Genomic DNA, 19,743 nt, shown 5'->3' on the forward strand with positions numbered 1-19,743 from the left:
TCATTGCGGCCGGTAAGCTAAGCGCTGCGGCATGACGACCTACTCTTCCTCGCTTCTCCGCGTCCTCGACGAGCGCGGCTATGTGCACCAGATGACCGATGCGGCCGGTCTCGACGCGCTGGCCGGCAAGGAGGTCGTCACCGGCTATATCGGCTTCGACGCGACGGCGCCCAGCCTGCACGTCGGCAGCCTGGTCCAGATCATGCTGCTTCGGCGCCTCCAGCAGGCGGGCCACAAGCCGATCGTGCTGATGGGCGGGGGTACCACCAAGGTCGGCGATCCGAGCTTCAAGGCCGAAGAGCGCAAGCTCCTCGACGAGGAGGCGATCGCGGCCAATATCGCGGGCATCCGCCAGGTGTTCGAACGCTTCCTGACTTTCGGCGATGGGCCGACCGACGCGATCCTGGTGGACAATGCCGAATGGCTCGACCGGCTCGAATACCTCCCCTTCCTGCGCGAGGTTGGGCGGCATTTCTCGGTCAATCGCATGCTGACCTTCGACAGCGTGCAGCTCCGGCTCGAGCGCGAGCAGTCGCTGTCCTTCCTCGAATTCAATTACATGATCATGCAGGCCTACGACTTCCTCGAGCTGTCGCGGCGGCATGGCTGCCGGCTGCAGATGGGCGGGTCGGACCAGTGGGGCAACATCATCAACGGCGTCGAACTGTGCCGCCGAGCCGACGGGACGGAAGTGTTCGCGGTCACCACGCCACTCATCACCACGGCGGACGGCGGCAAGATGGGCAAGACGGCGCAGGGCGCGGTGTGGCTGAATGCGCAAGGGCCCGACGGCTATCGCCTCAGCGCCTATGATTACTGGCAGTTCTGGCGGAACACGGCGGACGCCGACGTTGCGCGCTTCTGCAAGCTGTTCACCGACCTGCCGCTCGGCGAAGTAGCGCGGCTCGAGGCGCTCGAGGGTGCCGACATCAACCAGGCCAAGATCGTGCTGGCGACCGAGGCCACCGCCATGCTGCACGGGCGCGAGGCTGCCGAGGCGGCGGCGGCGACCGCAGCGGCGACCTTTGCCGGCGGGGGCGCGGGCGAGGCGTTGCCGAGCGTGGAGACTGGCGGCGAAATCGGGCTGCTGGCGGCGCTGGTGCAACTGGGCTTCTGCGCGTCCAACGGTGAGGCCAAGCGCAAGGTCGCCGAGGGCGCGGTGAAGCTGGACGGCGAAGCGGTGAGCGATATTTCCGCTGTTCTGTCCGTGACTTCCGAGCGAAAGCTCAGTCTTGGCAAGAAGAAGCACGGGCTACTTCTCCCCTAACCCGAACGGAGCAAATCCACTGCCTGGTCGCGCTCGAACAGGTAGAGGCAGAGCCTTGCCGCTTCACCGCGCGGACCGCTGAGCCCGCCGTCGCGGTCGAGCAGCAGGCGGGCGTCCTGCGTCGCCATGGGCGCGAGTTCCTGAACCTGTTCGGGCCCGGCGAGGCGGAACTGCGCTTCGCCGCTTTGCCGGACCCCGAGGATTTCGCCCGGTCCGCGCAGCCGCAGATCCTCCTCGGCGATCCGGAAGCCGTCATTGGTTTCGCGCATCAGGGCGAGCCGCGCCCTCCCTGTTTCGCTGAGCATGCTTCCGCGCAGTAGCAGGCAGGTCGATTTGGCGGCGCCGCGACCGACCCGTCCGCGCAGCTGGTGGAGTTGCGCGAGGCCGAAGCGTTCGGCCCCCTCGATGATCATCAGTGCGGCATTGGGAACGTCGACGCCGACCTCGATCACCGTCGTCGCGACCAGGATCTTCAGGCGGTCGGCCGCGAATTCGGCCATCACCGCGTCCTTTTCGGGGCCTTTCATGCGACCATGGACCAGGCCGACCTGGCCGGGGAAGCGCAGGGCCAGGGACGCCGCGCGATCTTCGGCCGCGGCGGCATCGCTGTTCTCGCTTTCGGCCACCAGCGGGCAGACCCAATAGGCCTGACCACCCGCCGCGACATGTCGTGCAAGGCCCTCGACGACGTCGCCGATCCGCTCCTCGGCGATCACGCGGGTCTCGACCGGGGTCCGGCCGGGCGGCATCTCGTCGAGGCGGCTGACATCCATCTCGCCATATTGGGTCAGGGTCAGCGTGCGCGGGATCGGTGTCGCGGTCATCGCCAAGAGGTGCGGCGTGCTCGACCCCTTGGCGGTGAGCAGCAGCCGTTCGGACACGCCGAAGCGATGCTGTTCGTCGATCACCACGAGGCCGAGGCGGCGGTAGGCGACCTTGTCCTGGAAGATGGCGTGGGTGCCGACGAGGATGTCGATCGTCCCGTCGGCAAGCCCCATCAGGATCGAATCGCGGATCTTGCCCTTTTCGCGGCCAGTGAGGATCGCGACCCGAACACCGAGCGAATCCAGTTGCTTGAGCAGGGTTGCATGATGTTGCCTGGCAAGGATTTCGGTCGGCGCCAGCATCGCTGCCTGTGCCCCCGCCTCCACCGCTTCGAGCATGGCGAGCAGCGCTACGAGGGTCTTGCCCGAACCGACATCGCCCTGCAGCAGCCGCAGCATCGGCGCTTCCTGGCCCATGTCGTCGCGGATTTCCTGCACCACGCGCCGCTGCGCCCCGGTCAGCGTGTAGGGGAGCTTGAGCGCGTCGGTCAGCCGCCCGTCGCCACGCAGCGCGACTCCGCGCCGCCTCCGGCTGACCTGCCGCAGCAGGGCGAGCGCCAGCTGATTGGCGAAGATCTCGTCATAGGCGAGGCGCTGGTGGGCGGCATTGTCCGCCGGCTCGGCATGGACCGTGGCAAGGCTCGTGCGCCAGTCGCGCCAGCCGTGGCGGTCGAGCACCGACGGCTCGATCCATTCGCTCAGCGCCGGTGCTCGGTCGAGCGCCGCCGTCACCAGCTCGCGCAGCCGGCGCGACGTCAGGCCTTCGGTCAGCGGGTAGACGGTTTCCTTGAGCGCAGGCCCCGCCTTGCCGGGCTCGGTCACTTCCGGGTGGACCATCTGCCATTCGTCGCCATAGGCTTCGAGCTTGCCGGTGACGGTGCGCGTCTCGCCGAGCGGCAGCTGCTTGGCCGCCCAGCCGCCATTGTTGAAGAAGGCAAGGGTCAGCATGTTGCCCTCGCCGTCGACGGCGTGGACGCGGGTCGGCCCGCGCCCGCGGCTCTGCCGGATCTCGCGGGGGGTGACGTCGAGGATCACCTGCCTTCCGAGCAGCACTGGCGAGGCACCGGGCGCGCGGACCCGCTCGATCGCCCCGGTCGGCAGGTGGAACAGGAGGTCGACCGCGCGGGTGAGGTTGAGCCGGGCAAGCTGCTTGGCGACCTGCGGGCCGACCCCTTTCAGGGTCTCCACCTCGGAGAACAGGGGGTTGAGGAGATCGGGCCGCATACCGCTCTTCTACTTAAGGCCCCGCCGCTCGCAATGCGCGCGCGCTTTGACTACATGGCGGCCATGCTCGACGATCCGACGACCAAGCGCCTGCGGTGGCGCGCGCACCATCGCGGCACCAAGGAAGCCGACCGGATGATCGGCGGCTTCTTTGACCGGCACCACCAGCAATGGGACGCGCAGGAAAAGGCGCTGTTCGAAACACTGCTCGAGGAGCAGGACGTCGACATCATGGCGTGGGCGATCGGGACCCAGCCCGTCCCTGAACGGTTTCAGGGCGAGATGATGATTGCCATGCAGCGCCTCGACTATCTGCCGATCGACCGGTGAGCGACCTCCAGCGCATCCTCAAGGCGTCGGCGCCGCTGACGCTGGCGTCCGTGCCGGCGGGCTTCCTGCCGTGGCTGGCGGCCGATCTCGCTCGCGCTGCGACGGGCCGTGCCGTGGTGATTGCCTCGGACGAGGTCGCCATGCGGGCGCTGGCGGAAAATGCCCCGGCGTTCGCCCCCGAGCTTGAAGTGCTGACCTTTCCGGCGTGGGACTGCCTGCCCTACGACCGCGCCTCCCCCGCGCTGCGCGTCATGGCCGAGCGGCTGGCGACGCTCAATCGTCTGCAGGAAAAGGCCGACAAGCCGCAGCTTCTGGTGACCACCGCCAATGCCGCGACCCAACGGACGCTGACGCCGTTCCGGATCCGCCAGCTGACCCGCCGCCTGGCGCCGGGCGAGCGGATCGAGCGCGACAAGCTGATCACCCTGCTGACCGCCAATGGCTATCACCGCACCGACAGCGTCGCCGATGCCGGCGAGTTCGCGGTGCGCGGGGGTCTTCTCGACCTCTATCCCTCCGGCCTGCCGCACGCGATCCGGCTCGATTTCTTCGGCGATGAGATCGAGACGATGCGCGCCTTCGATCCGGCGGACCAGCGCACCATCGGCACGGCCGAGCCCTTCACCCTGATGCCGGCCAGCGAAGCGCTGCTCGACGAGGACAGCATCAAGCGCTTCCGCGCCCGCTACCGCGAGCAGTTCGGCGCCAATGCGACCGGCGATCCGCTGTACCAGGCGGTCAGCGACGGGCGGCGGCTTGCCGGCATGGAGCATTGGCTGCCCCTGTTCGAGGAGCGGCTGGAAACTCTGTTCGACCATCTGGGCGAGGGCGACATCATGCTTCGCGACGGCGGCGTCGATGGCGCGATCGCCAGCCGGCGCGAGGCGATCCAGGATTATTTCTCCAACCGCGAGCGGGCGATGGTCGCCGAGCCCGGCAGCTACCGACCGCTTGCGCCTTCGTCGCTCTACCTGTCGTCGAAAGAATGGGACGGCCTGCTGGCCGAGCGGCCGGTGCATCTCGCGACCGCCTTCCCGGAACCGGCGTCGGACCGGGTCATAGACTTCGGCGTGACCGGCGCCCGCGACTTCGCGCCGGAGCGGGCTCAGAACGAAAATATCTACGAAGCGGTCGTCAAGCACGTCGCCAAGCTGCGTAGAAACAAGCAGAAAGTCATTCTGGCAAGCTACACCACCGGCGCTCGCGAGCGGCTTGCCGGACTGCTGAAAGACCACGGCCTTACTGGCCAGAAGATGGTCGCGGACTGGCAGGAGGCCCTGGGCGCACAGGACGTCACCGCCCTGCTGGTGCTCCCGCTCGACCATGGTTTCACCACCCCGCAGGTTGCCGTCCTCACCGAACAGGACATGCTCGGCGACCGGCTGGTACGGCGGCGCAAGCGCAAGAAGAGTGCCGACGCCTTCCTGTCGGAACTGGCGACCCTCACCCCCGGTGACCTGGTGGTGCACGCCGAACATGGCATCGGCCGCTACGAGGGCCTAACCCAGGTCCAGGTCGGCCGCGCGCCCCATGATTGCGTCGCGCTGGAATATGCCGGCGGCAACAAGCTGTACGTGCCGGTCGAGAATATCGACGTGCTGTCGCGCTATGGCAGCGGCGAGGACGGCGTCGCGCTCGACCGCCTTGGCGGCGAGGCGTGGCAGCGCCGCAAGGCCCGGATGAAGGAGCGGATCCGCGAAATCGCGGGCGAGCTCATCAAGACCGCGGCCCTTCGCGCGATGCGCCAGGGCGTCGTCGCGGAGCCCGACAGCGCCTACCCCGCCATGGTCGACCGTTTCCCCTACGAGGAAACCGACGACCAGAACCGCGCGATCGGCGACGTGCTCGAGGATCTTGCCGCCGGACGCCCGATGGACCGCCTGGTCTGCGGCGACGTCGGCTTCGGCAAGACCGAAGTGGCGCTGCGGGCCGCCTTCGTCGCGGCGATGGCAGGCTATCAAGTGGCGGTAGTCTGCCCCACCACCCTGCTTGCCCGGCAGCATTATTCGAACTTCGTCGACCGCCTGAAGGGCTTCCCGATCGAGGTCGGCCGCCTGTCGCGACTGGTTGCGGCCAACGAGGCCAAGCGCACCAAGGAATTGCTTGAGGAAGGGCAGATCGACATCGTCGTCGGCACCCATGCAATCCTCGCAAAGGGTGTGAAGTTCAAGAAGCTAGGCCTTGTCATCGTTGACGAAGAACAGCGCTTCGGGGTCACCCACAAGGAACGGCTGAAGGCGCTCAAGGCGGACGTCCATGTCCTGACCCTGACCGCCACGCCCATCCCGAGGACACTGCAGATGGCGATGAGCGGGCTTCGCGAACTGTCCGTGATCCAGACCCCGCCGGTCGACCGGTTAGCGGTGCGGACCTACGTCACCCCGTGGGATCCGGTGGTGATCCGCGAAGCCCTGCTGCGCGAACATTATCGCGGCGGGCAGAGCTATTTCGTGGTGCCGCGCATTTCCGACCTTCCCGACATCGAGGAATGGCTGCGCGAGGAAGTGCCCGAGGTGAAGCCGATCGTTGCCCACGGCCAGCTTGCCCCGACCGAGGTCGAGGAGCGGATGAGCGCCTTCTACGACCGCAAGTATGACGTGCTGCTGTCGACCACGATCGTCGAGAGCGGGCTGGATATTCCGTCGGCGAACACCCTGATCGTCCACCGCGCCGAGCGGTTCGGGCTGGCCCAGCTGTATCAGCTGCGCGGCCGAGTCGGGCGTTCGAAGACCCGGGCATATGCCTATATGACGACCCCGCCCGACCGGCAGATCACCGAGACCGCCGAGAAGCGCCTGACGGTGCTGTCGAACCTCGATAGCCTTGGCGCCGGCTTCCAGCTTGCCAGTCACGACCTCGACATCCGCGGCGCGGGCAATCTGCTAGGCGACGAACAGTCGGGGCACATCAAGGAAGTCGGGTTCGAACTTTACCAGTCGATGCTGGAAGACGCGATCCTCGACATGAAGGCGGGCGGGCAGCGCGAGGACAAGCCTGACGAATTCTCGCCGCAGATCAATGTCGAAGCGCCGATCATGATTTCCGACGACTATGTCCCCGACCTCGACCTGCGGATGGGCCTGTATCGCCGCCTTGGCGAACTGGAGAGCCCGCGCGAGGTCGAGGAGTTCGCCGCCGAGATGATCGACCGCTTCGGCAAGCTGCCGGAGGAGACCAGCAATCTCTTGCAGGTGGTGGAAACCAAGATCCACTGCCGCGCGGCGGGGATCGCCAAGCTGGATGCGGGCCTGCGCGGCGCGGTGGTGACGTTCGCCCCGTCGGGCTTCCCCGACGTCAAAGGCCTGTTCGATTATATTGCCCGGCTGAAGGGCACGGCGAAGCTGCGTCCCGACCAGAAACTGGTGGTCAGCCGCGACTGGGCGAGCCCGTCGCAGCGATTGAACGGCGCGCTGCAATTGAGCCGCGGGCTGGCGCGGGTCGCCGCGGCCGGCAAACGGGAGAAGGTCGCCGCCTGATCAGGCGAGGAAGGCGGCCAGTTCGTCCTGGGCCATCGCCTTGGCGCCGAGGAAACCCTGGTAATAATCGCAGTTCCAGGCCTGCAGCAGGGTCAGTTGCTCGGGATCTTCCACCCCTTCGACCAGCACCTGCAGGTCGAGTTCGCGGGCGAGCGCGATCAGGGCCTTGACCACGATCTGCGCGCGGCGTCCGCCGACGAGGTCGAGGATGAGCCCGCGGTCGATCTTGATCATGTCGAGCGGCAGGGTCGTCAGCCAGGCGAGGCTCGCGTAGCCAGTTCCGAAATCGTCGACCGCGATCCTCACCCCCGCGGCGCGCAGGCAGGCCAGCCGGGCCGCGGCCGCGACGGGATCGGCGATCAGGCTGGATTCGGTGATTTCAGCCGTGACCCGTTCGGGCGCCAAGCCGGCAGCCGCAATCTCGTCCAGCAGCCAGCGTTCGTAGCCCGGACGCGCGAGGTCTTCGGGAAGGAGGTTCAGCGACAGCCGGAGCTCGCCCAGCCGGCCGGTCCAGCTGCCCATCGCCCGGAGCGCCTTGCGCTGCACGGCGCGCGACAATCGCTCGCCAAGTGCGGCGGCGGCGGCCCGTGCGAACATCGTATCTGGCGTCATGCCGCCAGGGTCACGGGCCAGCGCCTCGACCCCGACGACTTCGCCCGTCGCGACGCTAATCTGCGGCTGATAGGCGAGCGTAATCTTGTCTTCGGCAAGCAGCGCTTCGAGCGCCAGGTCGATGCGCGCGACGGCGGGGACGGGCTCGATAGCGGCGTCGCTGCCACGGCGGGCAGGCGCAAGCGCTGGAGAAGAAGCTGGTGGAACCATCATCCTGCCCTAAGGCATAGCACGACCGGATACAGGACGTCGCCTACCGCTTGCTCCACATCGGGACGGTGGCGGCACGGCGGACGAGCCGCTATGCTTGCCTCTTGAGGGCGCAACAGGAGTGCCGGAAGCTTGAGCGCCGAACTGCCGCAGCAACGCCCCGAGCGCCAGGACCTGAGGGACGCCGGCATCGCGCTGGTCGCCAGCCGCGGTGAGGCGGCGCAGGCGGCCGCGGCCATGCTTCGCCGCCGCTACCATTTCGCCGAGGAGCGTAATGCGACGACCCTGGTCGCCTTGGGCGGTGATGGCTTCATGCTGCATACGCTGCACCAAATGCTCGACGGCGGGGAAGCAAGGCCGGTGTTCGGGATCAATCGCGGCACCGTCGGCTTCCTGATGAACGAATGGCGGCTCGACTGCCTGCTCGAACGGATCGAAGGCGCCAAGGCGGTTAGTATTGCCCCGCTGACCATGCGGGCCCGGACGGTGCATGGCGATGAATGGACCCACGCCGCGATCAACGAAGTGTCGCTGCTTCGCGAAACCCGGCAGGCGGCCAAGATCGAGGTTTCGGTGAACGGCCGCGTCGTCCTTCCAGAACTGGTCGCCGATGGCGTGCTGGTTGCCACCCCTGCAGGCTCGACGGCTTATAATTTCTCCGCGCGGGGACCGATCTTGCCGCTGTCAGCCCCCCTTCTCGCGCTTACCCCGATTGCCCCGTTCCGTCCGCGGCGCTGGAGCGGCGCGATCCTTCCGGACGAAACCAAGGTGACGTTTCGCGTCCTAGAACCCGCCGATCGGCTGGTTTCCGCGGTTGCCGACCAGTTCGAGGTGCGTGACGTCGAGGAAGTCGAGATCGCGCTCGACCGCAGCCAGTCGTTGACCCTCCTGTTCGATCCCGAGCAGGCGCTCGACGAACGGATTGCCGCCGAACAATTTGCCACATGATTTGCCGCGCTTGAGGCTTGCCAAGCGCGGATCGCTGCGCCATAGGCCCGCTCGCCCAAGGCATCGTTCCCCGATAGCTCAGCGGTAGAGTAGGTGACTGTTAATCACTTGGTCGTTGGTTCGAATCCAACTCGGGGAGCCATCTTTTAGAAAAGCGCGCGGCATGATGGGCGTAACGCCCTGCCCGCTTTTCGCTTCTATCAGCATCGGTTGCACGCTGACCGCGCCTGTCCCATGCTCGCGCGGCAGTCAGGAAGGCAGGAACGATGCGGTCACATGTCGAGCGGCATCTGGTGGAGCGGATCGGCTGGCTGCGCGCGGCCGTCCTTGGTGCCAATGACGGGATCGTCTCCACCGCAAGCCTGATCGTCGGGGTTGCCGCTGCGGCATCGGGCAAGGCCGAGGTGCTGCTGGCCGGGGCCGCGGGGCTGGTCGCGGGCGCGATGTCGATGGCGGCGGGCGAATATGTCTCGGTCAGTTCGCAGGCCGACACCGAGACCGCCGACCTCGCCCGCGAGCGCGCCGAACTCGAGCAATCGCCCGAGCTGGAGCTGCACGAGCTGTCGCGTATCTATCAGCAGCGCGGCGTGACGGCGCAGACCGCCGACGAGGTCGCACGGCAATTGATGGCGAAGGACGCGCTCGGCACCCATGCCCGCGAGGAGCTCGGAATCAGCCATGTCACTTCGGCGCGGCCAGTGCAGGCGGCGCTGACGTCGGCCGCGACCTTTACCGCGGGCGCGAGCCTCCCGCTGCTGATCGCCTTCCTTACCCCGATCGGCCAGACGATGATCGTCGCCGTGACCGCCGCCTCGCTGCTGTTCCTCGCCCTGCTCGGCGCGTTGGGCGCGAGAAGCGGCGGCGCGCCGGTCGGCAAGGCCACCTTCCGGGTGTTCTTCTGGGGCGCGCTGGCGATGGCGATTACCGCCGGCATCGGCAAGCTGGTCGGAACCGCGGTCTAGTCGATCGCCGCCATCAGCGTTGCGTTGCCGCCGGCCGCGGTGGTGTCGACGCAGGTCACCCGCTCGGTCCCGAAGCGCGCCACATAGTGCGGTCCGCCCGCCTTGGGGCCCGTGCCCGACAGGCCTTCGCCGCCGAACGGCTGGCTTTCCACCACCGCGCCGATCTGATTGCGATTGATGTAGAGGTTGCCGACGCGGGCGCGTCGGGCGACGTGCTCGGCGACGGTGTCGATCCGGCTCTGGAGGCCAAGGGTCAGGCCGTAGCCGGTGGCGTTGACCTGGTCGATCACGCGGTCGAGCTCGCCCGACTTCCAGCGGATGACGTGGAGGATCGGCCCGAAATGCTCGTCCTTCAATTCGGCGAGGCTCGGCAGTTCGGCGATCACCGGCGCGACGAAGCTGCCGTTGTTCTCGGGCAGCGGAAGCTCGGCGACGATCCGTCCGGCGGCGCGTAATTCGGCGACATGGGCGTCGAGCGAGCGTTTTGCATCCTCGTCGATGACCGGGCCGACGTCGGTATCGGGCATCCGCGGATCGCCGATGGTGAGCGCTTCCATCGCTCCCCTGATCATCGTCAGCATGGTGTCGGCGACGTCGTCCTGGACGAACAGGACGCGAAGCGCCGAGCAGCGCTGGCCGGCCGACTGGAAGGCCGACGCGACGACGTCGCGGGTGACCTGTTCGGGCAGGGCCGAGCTGTCGACGATCATCGCGTTCTGCCCGCCCGTTTCCGCGATCAGCGGGACGATCGGCCCGTCGCGTTCGGCAAGCGTGCGATTGATCGCCTTGGCGACCGCGGTCGAGCCGGTGAAAGCCACGCCCGCAGTCAGCGGATGCGCGACCAGGGCCGCGCCGACCTTGCCGTCGCCGACCGCTAGCTGGACGACGTCGGCGGGAACGCCGGCTTCGTGCATCAGCCGGATCGCGAGGCCGCCGATCAGCGGGGTTTGTTCGGCCGGCTTGGCGATCGCGCAATTGCCGGCGGCAAGCGCAGCGGCAACCGGGCCGATGAAAATGGCGAGCGGGAAATTCCACGGGCTGATGCAGGTCCATGTGCCCCGGCCGTGCAGGCGAAGCTCGTTCAGCTCCCCCGTCGGTCCGGGCAAGCGTACCGGCTGCGCCAGGCGGCGACCCTCGGCCGCGTAATAGCGGAGGAAGTCGACCGCCTCGCGCACTTCGAGCACCGCGTCGGGAAGCGTCTTCCCTGCTTCGCGAATGCACAGCGAGTAGAATTCATCCCGATGTGCCTCGAACAGGTCGGCGGTGCAGTCGAGCAGGTCGGCGCGTGCTTCGCCGCCAAGCGCGTCCCAGCCCTGTTGCGCGGCATGGGCGCGGGTCAGCATGGCATCGATGTCGGCCGAGGAGCTTTCGATCACTTCGCCGACCAGGATGCTGCGGTCGAACGGCGCACGGATCTCGCCGCGCGGGCCGTTCCCCTGCCCTGCGGTCCAGCGCTGGCGCTCGAGCTCGGCAAGGCGGCGCAGCAAGGGCTCACGCACACCGACGTCGGTGAGGTCGCAGCCCGCGCTGTTGTGGCGGGTCGTTCCGAACATCTCTCCCGGCAGTGCGATGGCGGGATTGCGCCGGGGTGTCATAGCCGAAAGCTGGGTGACGGGATCGCGGATCAGATCATCGACCCCGATCTCGGCATCGGCAATGCGGTTCACGAATGAGCTGTTGGCGCCATTTTCGAGCAGGCGGCGGACGAGATAGGCGAGCAGTTCTTTATGGCTGCCGACAGGCGCGTAGATGCGAACCGGGGTCTGCGGCACGCCAAGTTCGCGCTCGAGCTTCGCGAGTCCTTCGAACAATTCCTCGCCCATGCCGTGGAGGCGCTGGAATTCGAAGGGAGTGGTTCCGGCAAGCGCCTTGATCGCCCCGATGGTGGTCGCATTGTGGGTCGCGAAGGCCGGATAGATGCAGTCCGGCGCGCCGAGCATGACCTTGGCGCAGGCGAGATAGGAGACATCGGTCGCCACCTTGCGGGTGAAGACCGGATAATCGTCGTAGCCGCCGACCTGGGCGACCTTGATCTCGCTGTCCCAATAGGCGCCCTTGACCAGCCGGACCATCAGCGTGCGGCGATGGGCGCGGGCAAGCCCGACCACCCATTCGGTCACCGGACGCGCTCGCTTGGCATAGGCCTGGAGGGCGATGCCAAGCCCGGTCCAGCCGTTCGCGAACAGGCTGTCGTCGGCGACCAGCGCCTCCAAGCAGTCCATCTGCAGTTCGAGCCGGTCGGCCTCTTCGGCATCGATGGTGAGATGTACGTTGGCGGCGCTGGCGGCAGCAGCGAGTTCGCGCAGGACCGGGAGGATATAGGCCTTGGCTTCCTCGGCGTGCAGCGCCTCGTAACGCGGATGGAGTGCCGACAGCTTGACCGAGATGCCGGGCGAACTGACGAGGTTGCCGTCGCTCTCCCTCGCGATGCGGGCGATCGCGCTTCGATAGGCCTCGGCATAGCGATCCGCGTCAGCCATCGTCCGTGCCGCTTCGCCGAGCATGTCGAAGCTGTGGCTTAGGCCGCGCTTGCGTTCGGGAGCGGCGCGCTCAAGCGCCTCGTCGATGGTGCGGCCGAAGACGAACTGGCCGCCGAGAATCTTCATCGCCTGGCCAACCGCGGTGCGGATCACCGGTTCGCCAAGGCGGCCGACCGCGCGGCCAAGGGCGGCGCTCCAGGTGCCGCGGTTGTCGTGCCCGGCATCCAGCACCTTGCCGGTCAGCAGCAGGGAGAAGGTCGCGGCGTTGACGAAGGGCGAATGGCTCTCGCCAAGCTTTTCCTTCCAGTCGGGACCGGACAATTTGTCGCGGATCAGTTCGTCCGCGGTCTGGGCGTCCGGAATGCGCAGCAATGCCTCGGCAAGGCACATCAGCGCTACTCCTTCTTCGGAGCCGAGATCGTAGGCGTGAAGGAAGGCGTCGAGGCCTGCGGGCTTCGACCCGCGCACGTGGCTGACGAGGGTCCGCGCAACCGCTTCAGACTCGCGAGCCTGCGAAGGGTTCAGGCGCGCCTGCTCGAGCCGTTCGGCAACGACCTGTTCTTCATCGCGGCGATAGTCGCGGCGGACGCCCGCGCGATCGAGGGCGGAGCTGACTTGCGGGTAATGCGCGTTCATCTTGGACACTCGTCATTGCGAGCGCAGCGAGGCAATCCATCTTGCGGCGCTCTGGATTGCTTCGTCGCTACGCTCCTCGCAATGACGAGGAAAGGGTCCGAAAGCCTCAGGCCAGTTGCCCGTGGCAATGCTTGAACTTCTTGCCCGACCCACAGGGGCACGGCGCGTTGCGGCTGATCGGTTCGGCCATCGCGCCTTCCGGAAGATCCGGCTGCGGAATGTTGAGGCCCGGCCCGACCCCGCCCAGCAGACCGCGCGCCGCAGCGTCGAGGTCGGCGGTGTCGTCCAGCCCCGACAGGGGGTCGAGATGCTGGGTCAGGAAGGCCGGCAGTTCGGGCAGCGGCGGCGGCGCAAGCGAAACCTGCGCCCGCATCAGCGTCTTGGTCACGTCCTCGCGGATCGCGACGAGCAGCCGCTCGAACAGCGCAAAGGCTTCGGACTTATATTCGTCGATCGGCTTCTTCTGCGCGTAGGAGCGCAGGTGGATGACCTGGCGGAGCGCGTCGAGGGTCGCCAGATGCTCCTTCCAGTGATGGTCCAGCGTCTGGATGAGGACCGTCTTTTCGACCTCCTGCCAGCGGTCGGGTTCGAGTTCGGAGGTCTTGGCGACCATCACCTCGTCGGCCTCGGCACCGATGCGCTCGATCATCAGCTCCTGGTCGACGCCGTCTTCCTTGAACCAGTCGGCGATCGGCGGCTGAAGCCCGAGTACCTCGTCGAGGCTTTCGCGGAGCCCCTCGACGTCCCACTGCTCGGGGTAGGTGCCCGGCGGGCAGTGCGCGTTGACCAGCGCGTCGATGGTGTCGGCGCGCATGTCGGTGACGACGTCGGAGACATGCTCCGCGTCCATGATCTCGGCGCGCTGCTCGTAGATGACCTTGCGCTGGTCGTTCATCACGTCGTCGAATTCGACGACCTGCTTGCGGATGTCGTAGTTGCGCGCCTCGACCTTCTTCTGCGCGGTCTCGATCGCCTTGGAGATCCACGGGGAGACGATCGCTTCGCCATCCTCGAGGTTCTTTTCCATCAGGCGCGAGAAGGTCGTCTGCTGGCCGAAGATGCGCAGCAGGTCATCGTCGAGGCTGAGATAGAAGCGCGACAGGCCCGGGTCGCCCTGGCGCCCCGAGCGGCCGCGGAGCTGGTTGTCGATGCGGCGGCTTTCGTGCCGCTCGGTCCCGAGGACGAACAGGCCGCCGACTTCGCGCACCTTTTCGCGTTCGGCGAGGACTTCCTCACGGATCTTCGCCTCGGCCGCCTCGCGCTCGGGGCCCGCAGGCATGTCGCGGAGCTCGTCCTCGACCCGGAATTCGATGTTGCCGCCAAGCTGGATGTCGGTGCCGCGGCCGGCCATGTTGGTGGCGATGGTCACCTTGCCGAGCCGTCCGGCCTGCGCGACGATGTGCGCCTCGCTCTCGTGGAAGCGGGCATTGAGGACGGCGTGCTCGACGCCTTCCTTTTCGAGATATTCGCTGAGCAGTTCGGACTTCTCGATCGAGACGGTGCCCACCAGCACGGGCTGGCCGAGCTGCTGCTTTTCCTTCAACGACTTGGCAATTGCCGCGAACTTGTCGTTGATATTCTTGTAGAATTCATCCTCTTCATCGACCCGGCTGATGTCCCGATGGGTCGGGATGGTGACGACGTTCATCTTGTAGATGTCGAAGAATTCGGGCGCTTCGGTAAGCGCGGTGCCGGTCATGCCCGAGAGCTTCGGATACATGCGGAAATAGTTCTGGAAGGTGATCGAGGCGAGCGTCTGGTTCTCGGGTTCGATCGCCACGCCTTCCTTGGCTTCGACCGCCTGGTGGAGGCCGTCCGACCAGCGCCGTCCGTCCATCATCCGGCCGGTGAATTCATCGATGATGATGACCTTGCCGTCCTTGACGATGTAATCGATGTCGCGGCGGAACATGGTGTTCGCCTTGAGCGCCTGGTTGAGGTGGTGAACCACCTGCGTGTTGGCGATGTCGTAAAGGTTCGCGCCCTCGATCAGGCCGGCTTCCTCGAGCAGCCGCTCGGCCTTTTCGGTGCCTTCTTCGGTGAGGACGACGCTGCGCTGCTTCTCGTCCTTTTCGTAGTCGCCCTCGCCCAGCTGCTTCACCAGCGCATCGACCGAGATGTAGAGCTCGCTCTTGTCGTCGGTGGGACCGGAAATGATCAGCGGGGTGCGCGCTTCGTCGATCAGGATCGAGTCCACCTCGTCGACGATCGCATGGTTGAACGGCCGCTGGACCATCTGGTCGCGGCTGTATTTCATGTTATCGCGCAGGTAGTCGAAGCCGAGCTCGTTGTTGGTCGCGTAGGTGATGTCGGCGTCGTAGGCGGCGCGGCGCTCGTCCTCGTTGAGGTTCGGCACGATCACGCCGACCGTCAGGCCGAGGAAGTTGTGGACCTGTCCCATCCATTCCGCGTCGCGGCGGGCGAGATAGTCGTTGACGGTGACGACGTGGACGCCCTTGCCCGGAAGCGCGTTGAGGTAGGTCGCGAGCGTCGCAACCAGTGTCTTGCCCTCGCCGGTGCGCATTTCGGCGATTTCGCCGCGGTGGAGCGCGATGCCGCCGATCAGCTGGACGTCGTAATGGCGCTGGCCGAGCGTCCGCTTGGCCGCCTCGCGCACCGTCGCGAAGGCTTCGGGCAGCAGATCGTCGAGCTTGGCACCATTCTCCAGCCGCTGGCGGAAGATCGCCGTCTGGCCGCGCAGCTCCTCGTCGGTGAACGCCGAGATGGACGGTTCATACGCGTTGATCGCCTCCACGATCCGACGGAGCTTGGCGACGTAACGGTCGTTGCTCGAGCCGAAGAGCGACTTGGCGAACGATTGCAGCATGGAACATCCTTAAGGGCGCGGGGCAACAAGATACGCGCCCGCACACGAGCGTTTTTCAGGTGCCGGGCGATGTAGGTTCGGGGTGCCGCCTAGTCAATTGACAGGGCAGGCGAACACCCCGTGAGGCGCGTGCCTAGAGAACGCCGTCGAGCCAGGCCGCCAGCTGGCTCTTGGGCATGGCGCCGACCTTCTGCGCGACCGGTTCGCCATTCTTGAACAGCAGCATGGTCGGAATGCCGCGCACGCCATATTTGCCCGGCGTATCCGGATTCTCGTCGATGTTGAGCTTGGCGATGGTCACCTTGTCGGCATGGCTCTGGCTGAGTTCCTCCAGCGCCGGGGCAATCATCTTGCACGGCCCGCACCATTCCGCCCAGAAATCCACCAGCACGGGCTTGTCGGCGCCGAGAACGTCGGTGGCAAAGCTCTGATCGGTAACGGTCTTGGTCATGATGAAAGTGGCTCCTGATTCGGGTTTCCACCCATATGGGTCTGCGCCTGACGGTCCTCAAGCGGGACCGGCACAAGTAAGGGCGCTTCGGTGTAGAGAAGTGCCAGTTCGATACGGTGATCAGGGAAGATCACCTGCAGGGCCTGGCCGTAGGCGCGCATCTGGCGGACGTGGCCGGGAAGAAGTGCGTCGGCGCCCTTTGGCACCTGCCGCCCCGTCTTGAAATCGACGACCCGGACGATCCCGTCGGCAACCAGCAGGCGGTCGACGGTGCCGGCGACCACCGTTCCGTCGGGCAGGGTCGCCGCGATCGGCGCTTCGGCAAGGGCGGCGGACGAGAAGATGTCCGCATGTTCGGGCGCCTCGATGATCGTGAGGGCGCTGTCGACCAGTTCGGTCCGAAGCGCGCCGTCGGTCACCCCGGCCGACTGCTGAAGCCAGGCAAAGGCCGCGCCCTTGCGTTCTTTCGGCGGGGTCGCTGGCAGGCGCTCGAACAGGGCATGGAGAAGCCGTCCCCGCTCGGCCGCTGCGGCCAGCGCAGGGCTCGGCGGCGGACGGCTGTCGGTGTCGGCGGCGATCTGCGAGGGCGCGAGCGGACGCGGCGGGCGCGCTTCGACCGGTGCCGCCATCCGCGCCCATTCGGGCACCTGCAGAGCAGCGGTGCCCCGCGCTTCGCTTTCGATCGGCAGAGCATGCGCTTCCCCGCCGCGATCCAGCACGAGGTTCCCGTCGGTATCGGCGGCCGCGCCAAGGGCACGAAGCGCGTCGCCCACCACCCGGTGCCAGCATTGGTCGGGCAGCCGGCCGTCCTTGTTGTTGGGCCGCAGCCCGGCCACCACCAGCCGTTCGGCCGCGCGGGTCAGGGCGACATAGCCGAGCCGGTGATATTCGCGCAGGTCCGCTTCTTTCTCCGCCGCGACGATCTCGGCGAAGGGCGAGCAGAGTTCGGGCTTGCGGGGACGGATCAGCGGCACCTTGCCGGCATCCTGCTTGTACCACAGCGGCGGACTGAAGCCGCCGCTCTTCCCCGGATCGCTGGTGGCGTCGATCAGGAAGACGACCGGCGCCTCGAGCCCCTTGGCGCCGTGCACCGTCATGATCCGCACGGCATCGCCGCTCGCCTCGGGATCGCGCTTGACCTCCACCTTGCCGCTTCCGAACCAGTGGAGGAAGCGCTGAAGACCACCGCTCTCCTGCCCTTCGAAGGTCAGTGCCGCGCCCAGCAGTTCGTTGATCGGGTCGCGTGCCGCCTTGCCGAGCCGGCCGAGCAGCTTGCGCCGTCCGTCCATCTCGCCCGACAGGATCCGCTCGAGAAAGGCGTAGGGACCGACGAAGTCGGCCTGGGCCAGCAGCCCTTCAAGCTTGGCGCGGGTGGTGGAGAAGAGCGGATTCTCCTCGCGCCGACGGCCAAGCTCCGCCCACAGCCGCATGCCCTTGTCCCGCCGGGCAAGGCTGTAGAGCTCATCCTGGCTCCAGCCGACGAGGGGGGACACGAGCAGGTTGGCGAGCGACAGGTCATCGAGCGGCTGCACCGCAAAACGCATCGCCGCGATCAAATCCTGCACGGCCAGCGGCTCGGACAATTCCAGCCGGTCGAGCCCGGCGGTGGGTACGCCCAGTTCGAACAGTCGTCCGACCAGCAGGCCGGCAAGCCCGTTCGCGCGACTGCGCACCAGGACCAATATGTCCCCGGCCGTCAGCGGCTTGCCGGTCGACGCCAGCAGCGGCGCTTCGTCGATCAGGGCCCGGATGCGTTCGGCGAGGTGCCGGGCGAAATGCCTTCGTTCCTCATCCTCCCAGCCCTCTTCACCCGCATCCCCGGGCTCTTCGATGGCGCGGGCATAGGGCTGCCACAGTTCGACCCGGCCCGGGCGGCGTGCATGGAACGCACGGTGCGGAGGCGGCGGCGCGGGAAGGCCGAGCGCTTCGTGGCCAAGGTTGTCGAGCACCGCGTCCACCGTGTCGAGGACGACCTGGCTCGACCGGAAACTGGCGCTGATCGACAGGTCGCGGAAGGCCCGGGGACCGCCTTGCGAAAGCAGTCGGAAGTCACCCTGCGCGCTGGCGAACTCGGCCGGATCGGTGCCCTGGAAACCGTAGATCGCCTGCTTGAAATCGCCGACGATGAATAGGGTGCGGTGTTCTGGCCCAGCCCCCTGCCCTGCCCAATATTCCTCGGCCAGCGCCTTCACGATGTCCCATTGCGCGGCGTTGGTGTCCTGCGCCTCGTCGACCAGCAGATGGTCGGTGCGGCGGTCGAGCTTGAAGCGGACCCACTCGGCAATGCCCGGCTGCTGGAGGAGGTCGCGCGACCAGCGGATGAGGTCGTCGAAATCGGCCACGCCCGCCGCGCTTTTGGCATTGGCGTAGGCCTTGGCGAATTGCGCGCCGGCACGAAGGCCGGCAGCCTGCAGGCGGATCAGCCGGTCAGTCCGCTGCCAGCCGAGGAGTTGCGCCACCCGATCCGCCAGCGCCAGGCAATCATCCTCGGCGGTCGGCAGCGCCTTCACCAGGCCGGCGCTGGCGCCGCGCGGAAGCCCGTCAGTCTTGAGAACGATCCTGGCAAGTTGCGGCAAGGTCCGGCAGCGCTCCTCGGGCGAAGCGGCGAGCCAGCGGTCGATCGTGTCGGCATGATCGGGCGCGGTCTTCGATCCTTTCCACCCGCGATGCCCCGCCGCCAGCCGCGCCAGCAGCGCGCAATCCATCCGGTCGTCATGGCATTCGGCGAGGATCAGCGCGGCCATGTCGCCCTGCGGAATGCCCGTTTCGCGCCGGAGCCATGGGTCGATCGCATCGAGGGGCAGTTCGCGAAGAAGCTCGCTGCTGGCGCAGTCCTTCAGATAATCGCGAACCCCGCTTTCATCCTTGCGCTCGGCAAGCACCTCGAGGTCGGCAAGGAACGCGCGGTCGCCCGCTGCCGATTGCTCGGCCAGTGCGGCCAGCGTGCGCTCGATCAGCGCGGTCTCCTCGCGTCCTTCGATCGGCCGGAAGCCCGGCGTGATTCCGGCCTCGGCCGGAAAGGTCGACAGCAGGGTCTGGCAGAAGCTGTGAATGGTCTGGACCCGGAGGCCACCGGGACAGTCGAGCACCGCGGCGAACAATCGCCGCGCCCGCGCCAGCGCCGCCGCGTCGGCCGCAGCCCCGATCGCCTGGAGCTCTGCCGCAAGCTCCCCGTCATCGAGCCGGACCCACCGCGCAAGGCGCAGGTTGATGCGCTCGGCCATCTCTGCCGCGGCGGCCTTGGTGAAGGTGAGGCACAGGATGCTTTCGGGAGCCGCACCCGACAGCAGCAGGCGCAGAACGCGTGCGGTCAGCACCTGCGTTTTGCCGGTGCCCGCACTTGCGCTCAGCGTGGCGTGGATTTGCGGGTCGACCGCCGCCGCCTGATCGGGTTGGAGCGGCTTCAGGGCGGACAAACGCGACATGCTGCCCTGCTCATAACGCTTCCGCTTCCCTGCGCCATGCGTTTATGAGGCGCGGAAACGAACAGCGAGGG

General features: G+C 67.1%; 11 protein-coding genes and 1 tRNA gene. 6 read left to right on the top strand and 6 right to left on the bottom strand.

Going from position 1 to position 19,743, the window contains the following annotated elements:
- Positions 1-31 precede the first annotated feature (31 nt).
- Entirely contained in the window at positions 32-1,267 is a 1,236-nt protein-coding gene (gene tyrS, locus ABD729_RS12530; protein WP_344710767.1) for a tyrosine--tRNA ligase, read from the top strand.
- On the opposite strand, the gene recG is transcribed toward tyrS, so the two are convergent.
- Positions 1,264-3,315 (bottom strand): ATP-dependent DNA helicase RecG, encoded by a 2,052-nt coding sequence (recG, locus tag ABD729_RS12535; protein WP_344710769.1) that lies wholly within the window; start codon positions 3,313-3,315, stop codon positions 1,264-1,266. The two genes, tyrS and recG, sit on opposite strands and share 4 nt — an antisense overlap.
- A gap of 33 nt (positions 3,316-3,348) precedes the next feature.
- Between recG and ABD729_RS12540 the strand changes: the two genes are divergently transcribed.
- Both ABD729_RS12540 and mfd read left to right on the top strand, forming a co-directional pair.
- On the top strand, positions 3,349-3,645 hold the full coding sequence (locus tag ABD729_RS12540) for an FAD assembly factor SdhE (protein WP_344710771.1): 297 nt from the start codon (positions 3,349-3,351) through the stop codon (positions 3,643-3,645).
- The gene (mfd, locus tag ABD729_RS12545) at positions 3,642-7,121 is read left to right on the top strand and encodes a transcription-repair coupling factor (RefSeq protein ID WP_344710773.1); all 3,480 of its coding nucleotides are present in this window, start codon (positions 3,642-3,644) and stop codon (positions 7,119-7,121) included. The genes ABD729_RS12540 and mfd overlap by 4 nt, the downstream gene beginning before the upstream one ends.
- Here the strand turns inward: mfd and ABD729_RS12550 are convergent, their stop codons facing one another.
- On the bottom strand, positions 7,122-7,946 hold the full coding sequence (locus ABD729_RS12550; RefSeq protein ID WP_344710775.1) for an EAL domain-containing protein: 825 nt from the start codon (positions 7,944-7,946) through the stop codon (positions 7,122-7,124). It abuts the gene before it with no gap.
- 129 nt (positions 7,947-8,075) lie between these two features.
- On the opposite strand from ABD729_RS12550, the gene ABD729_RS12555 reads away from it, so the two are divergent.
- From ABD729_RS12555 to ABD729_RS12565, 3 genes are all read left to right on the top strand, one after another.
- Positions 8,076-8,891: an NAD kinase gene (locus ABD729_RS12555; RefSeq protein ID WP_344710777.1), complete on the top strand. Its 816-nt coding sequence runs from the start codon at positions 8,076-8,078 to the stop codon at positions 8,889-8,891.
- A 67-nt stretch (positions 8,892-8,958) separates the two neighbouring features.
- Positions 8,959-9,033 (top strand) — tRNA-Asn (locus ABD729_RS12560).
- Positions 9,034-9,157: 124 nt separating this feature from the next.
- Positions 9,158-9,853 (top strand): VIT1/CCC1 transporter family protein, encoded by a 696-nt coding sequence (locus ABD729_RS12565; protein WP_344710779.1) that lies wholly within the window; start codon positions 9,158-9,160, stop codon positions 9,851-9,853.
- Here the strand turns inward: ABD729_RS12565 and putA are convergent.
- The 4 genes from putA to addA form a co-directional block, all read right to left on the bottom strand.
- Positions 9,850-12,969, bottom strand: a complete 3,120-nt coding sequence (putA, locus tag ABD729_RS12570) for a bifunctional proline dehydrogenase/L-glutamate gamma-semialdehyde dehydrogenase PutA (RefSeq protein ID WP_344710781.1) — start codon at positions 12,967-12,969, stop codon at positions 9,850-9,852. The two genes, ABD729_RS12565 and putA, sit on opposite strands and share 4 nt — an antisense overlap.
- A gap of 106 nt (positions 12,970-13,075) precedes the next feature.
- Entirely contained in the window at positions 13,076-15,796 is a 2,721-nt protein-coding gene (gene secA / locus ABD729_RS12575) for a preprotein translocase subunit SecA (RefSeq protein WP_344710783.1), read from the bottom strand.
- A 133-nt stretch (positions 15,797-15,929) separates the two neighbouring features.
- Positions 15,930-16,250, bottom strand: a complete 321-nt coding sequence (gene trxA, locus ABD729_RS12580; RefSeq protein WP_344711449.1) for a thioredoxin TrxA — start codon at positions 16,248-16,250, stop codon at positions 15,930-15,932.
- Positions 16,244-19,672 (bottom strand): double-strand break repair helicase AddA, encoded by a 3,429-nt coding sequence (addA, locus tag ABD729_RS12585; protein WP_344710785.1) that lies wholly within the window; start codon positions 19,670-19,672, stop codon positions 16,244-16,246. The genes trxA and addA overlap by 7 nt, the downstream gene beginning before the upstream one ends.
- Positions 19,673-19,743: the final 71 nt, after the last annotated feature.

This window comes from Sphingomonas humi (assembly GCF_039536725.1).
Lineage (GTDB): Bacteria > Pseudomonadota > Alphaproteobacteria > Sphingomonadales > Sphingomonadaceae > Sphingomicrobium > Sphingomicrobium humi.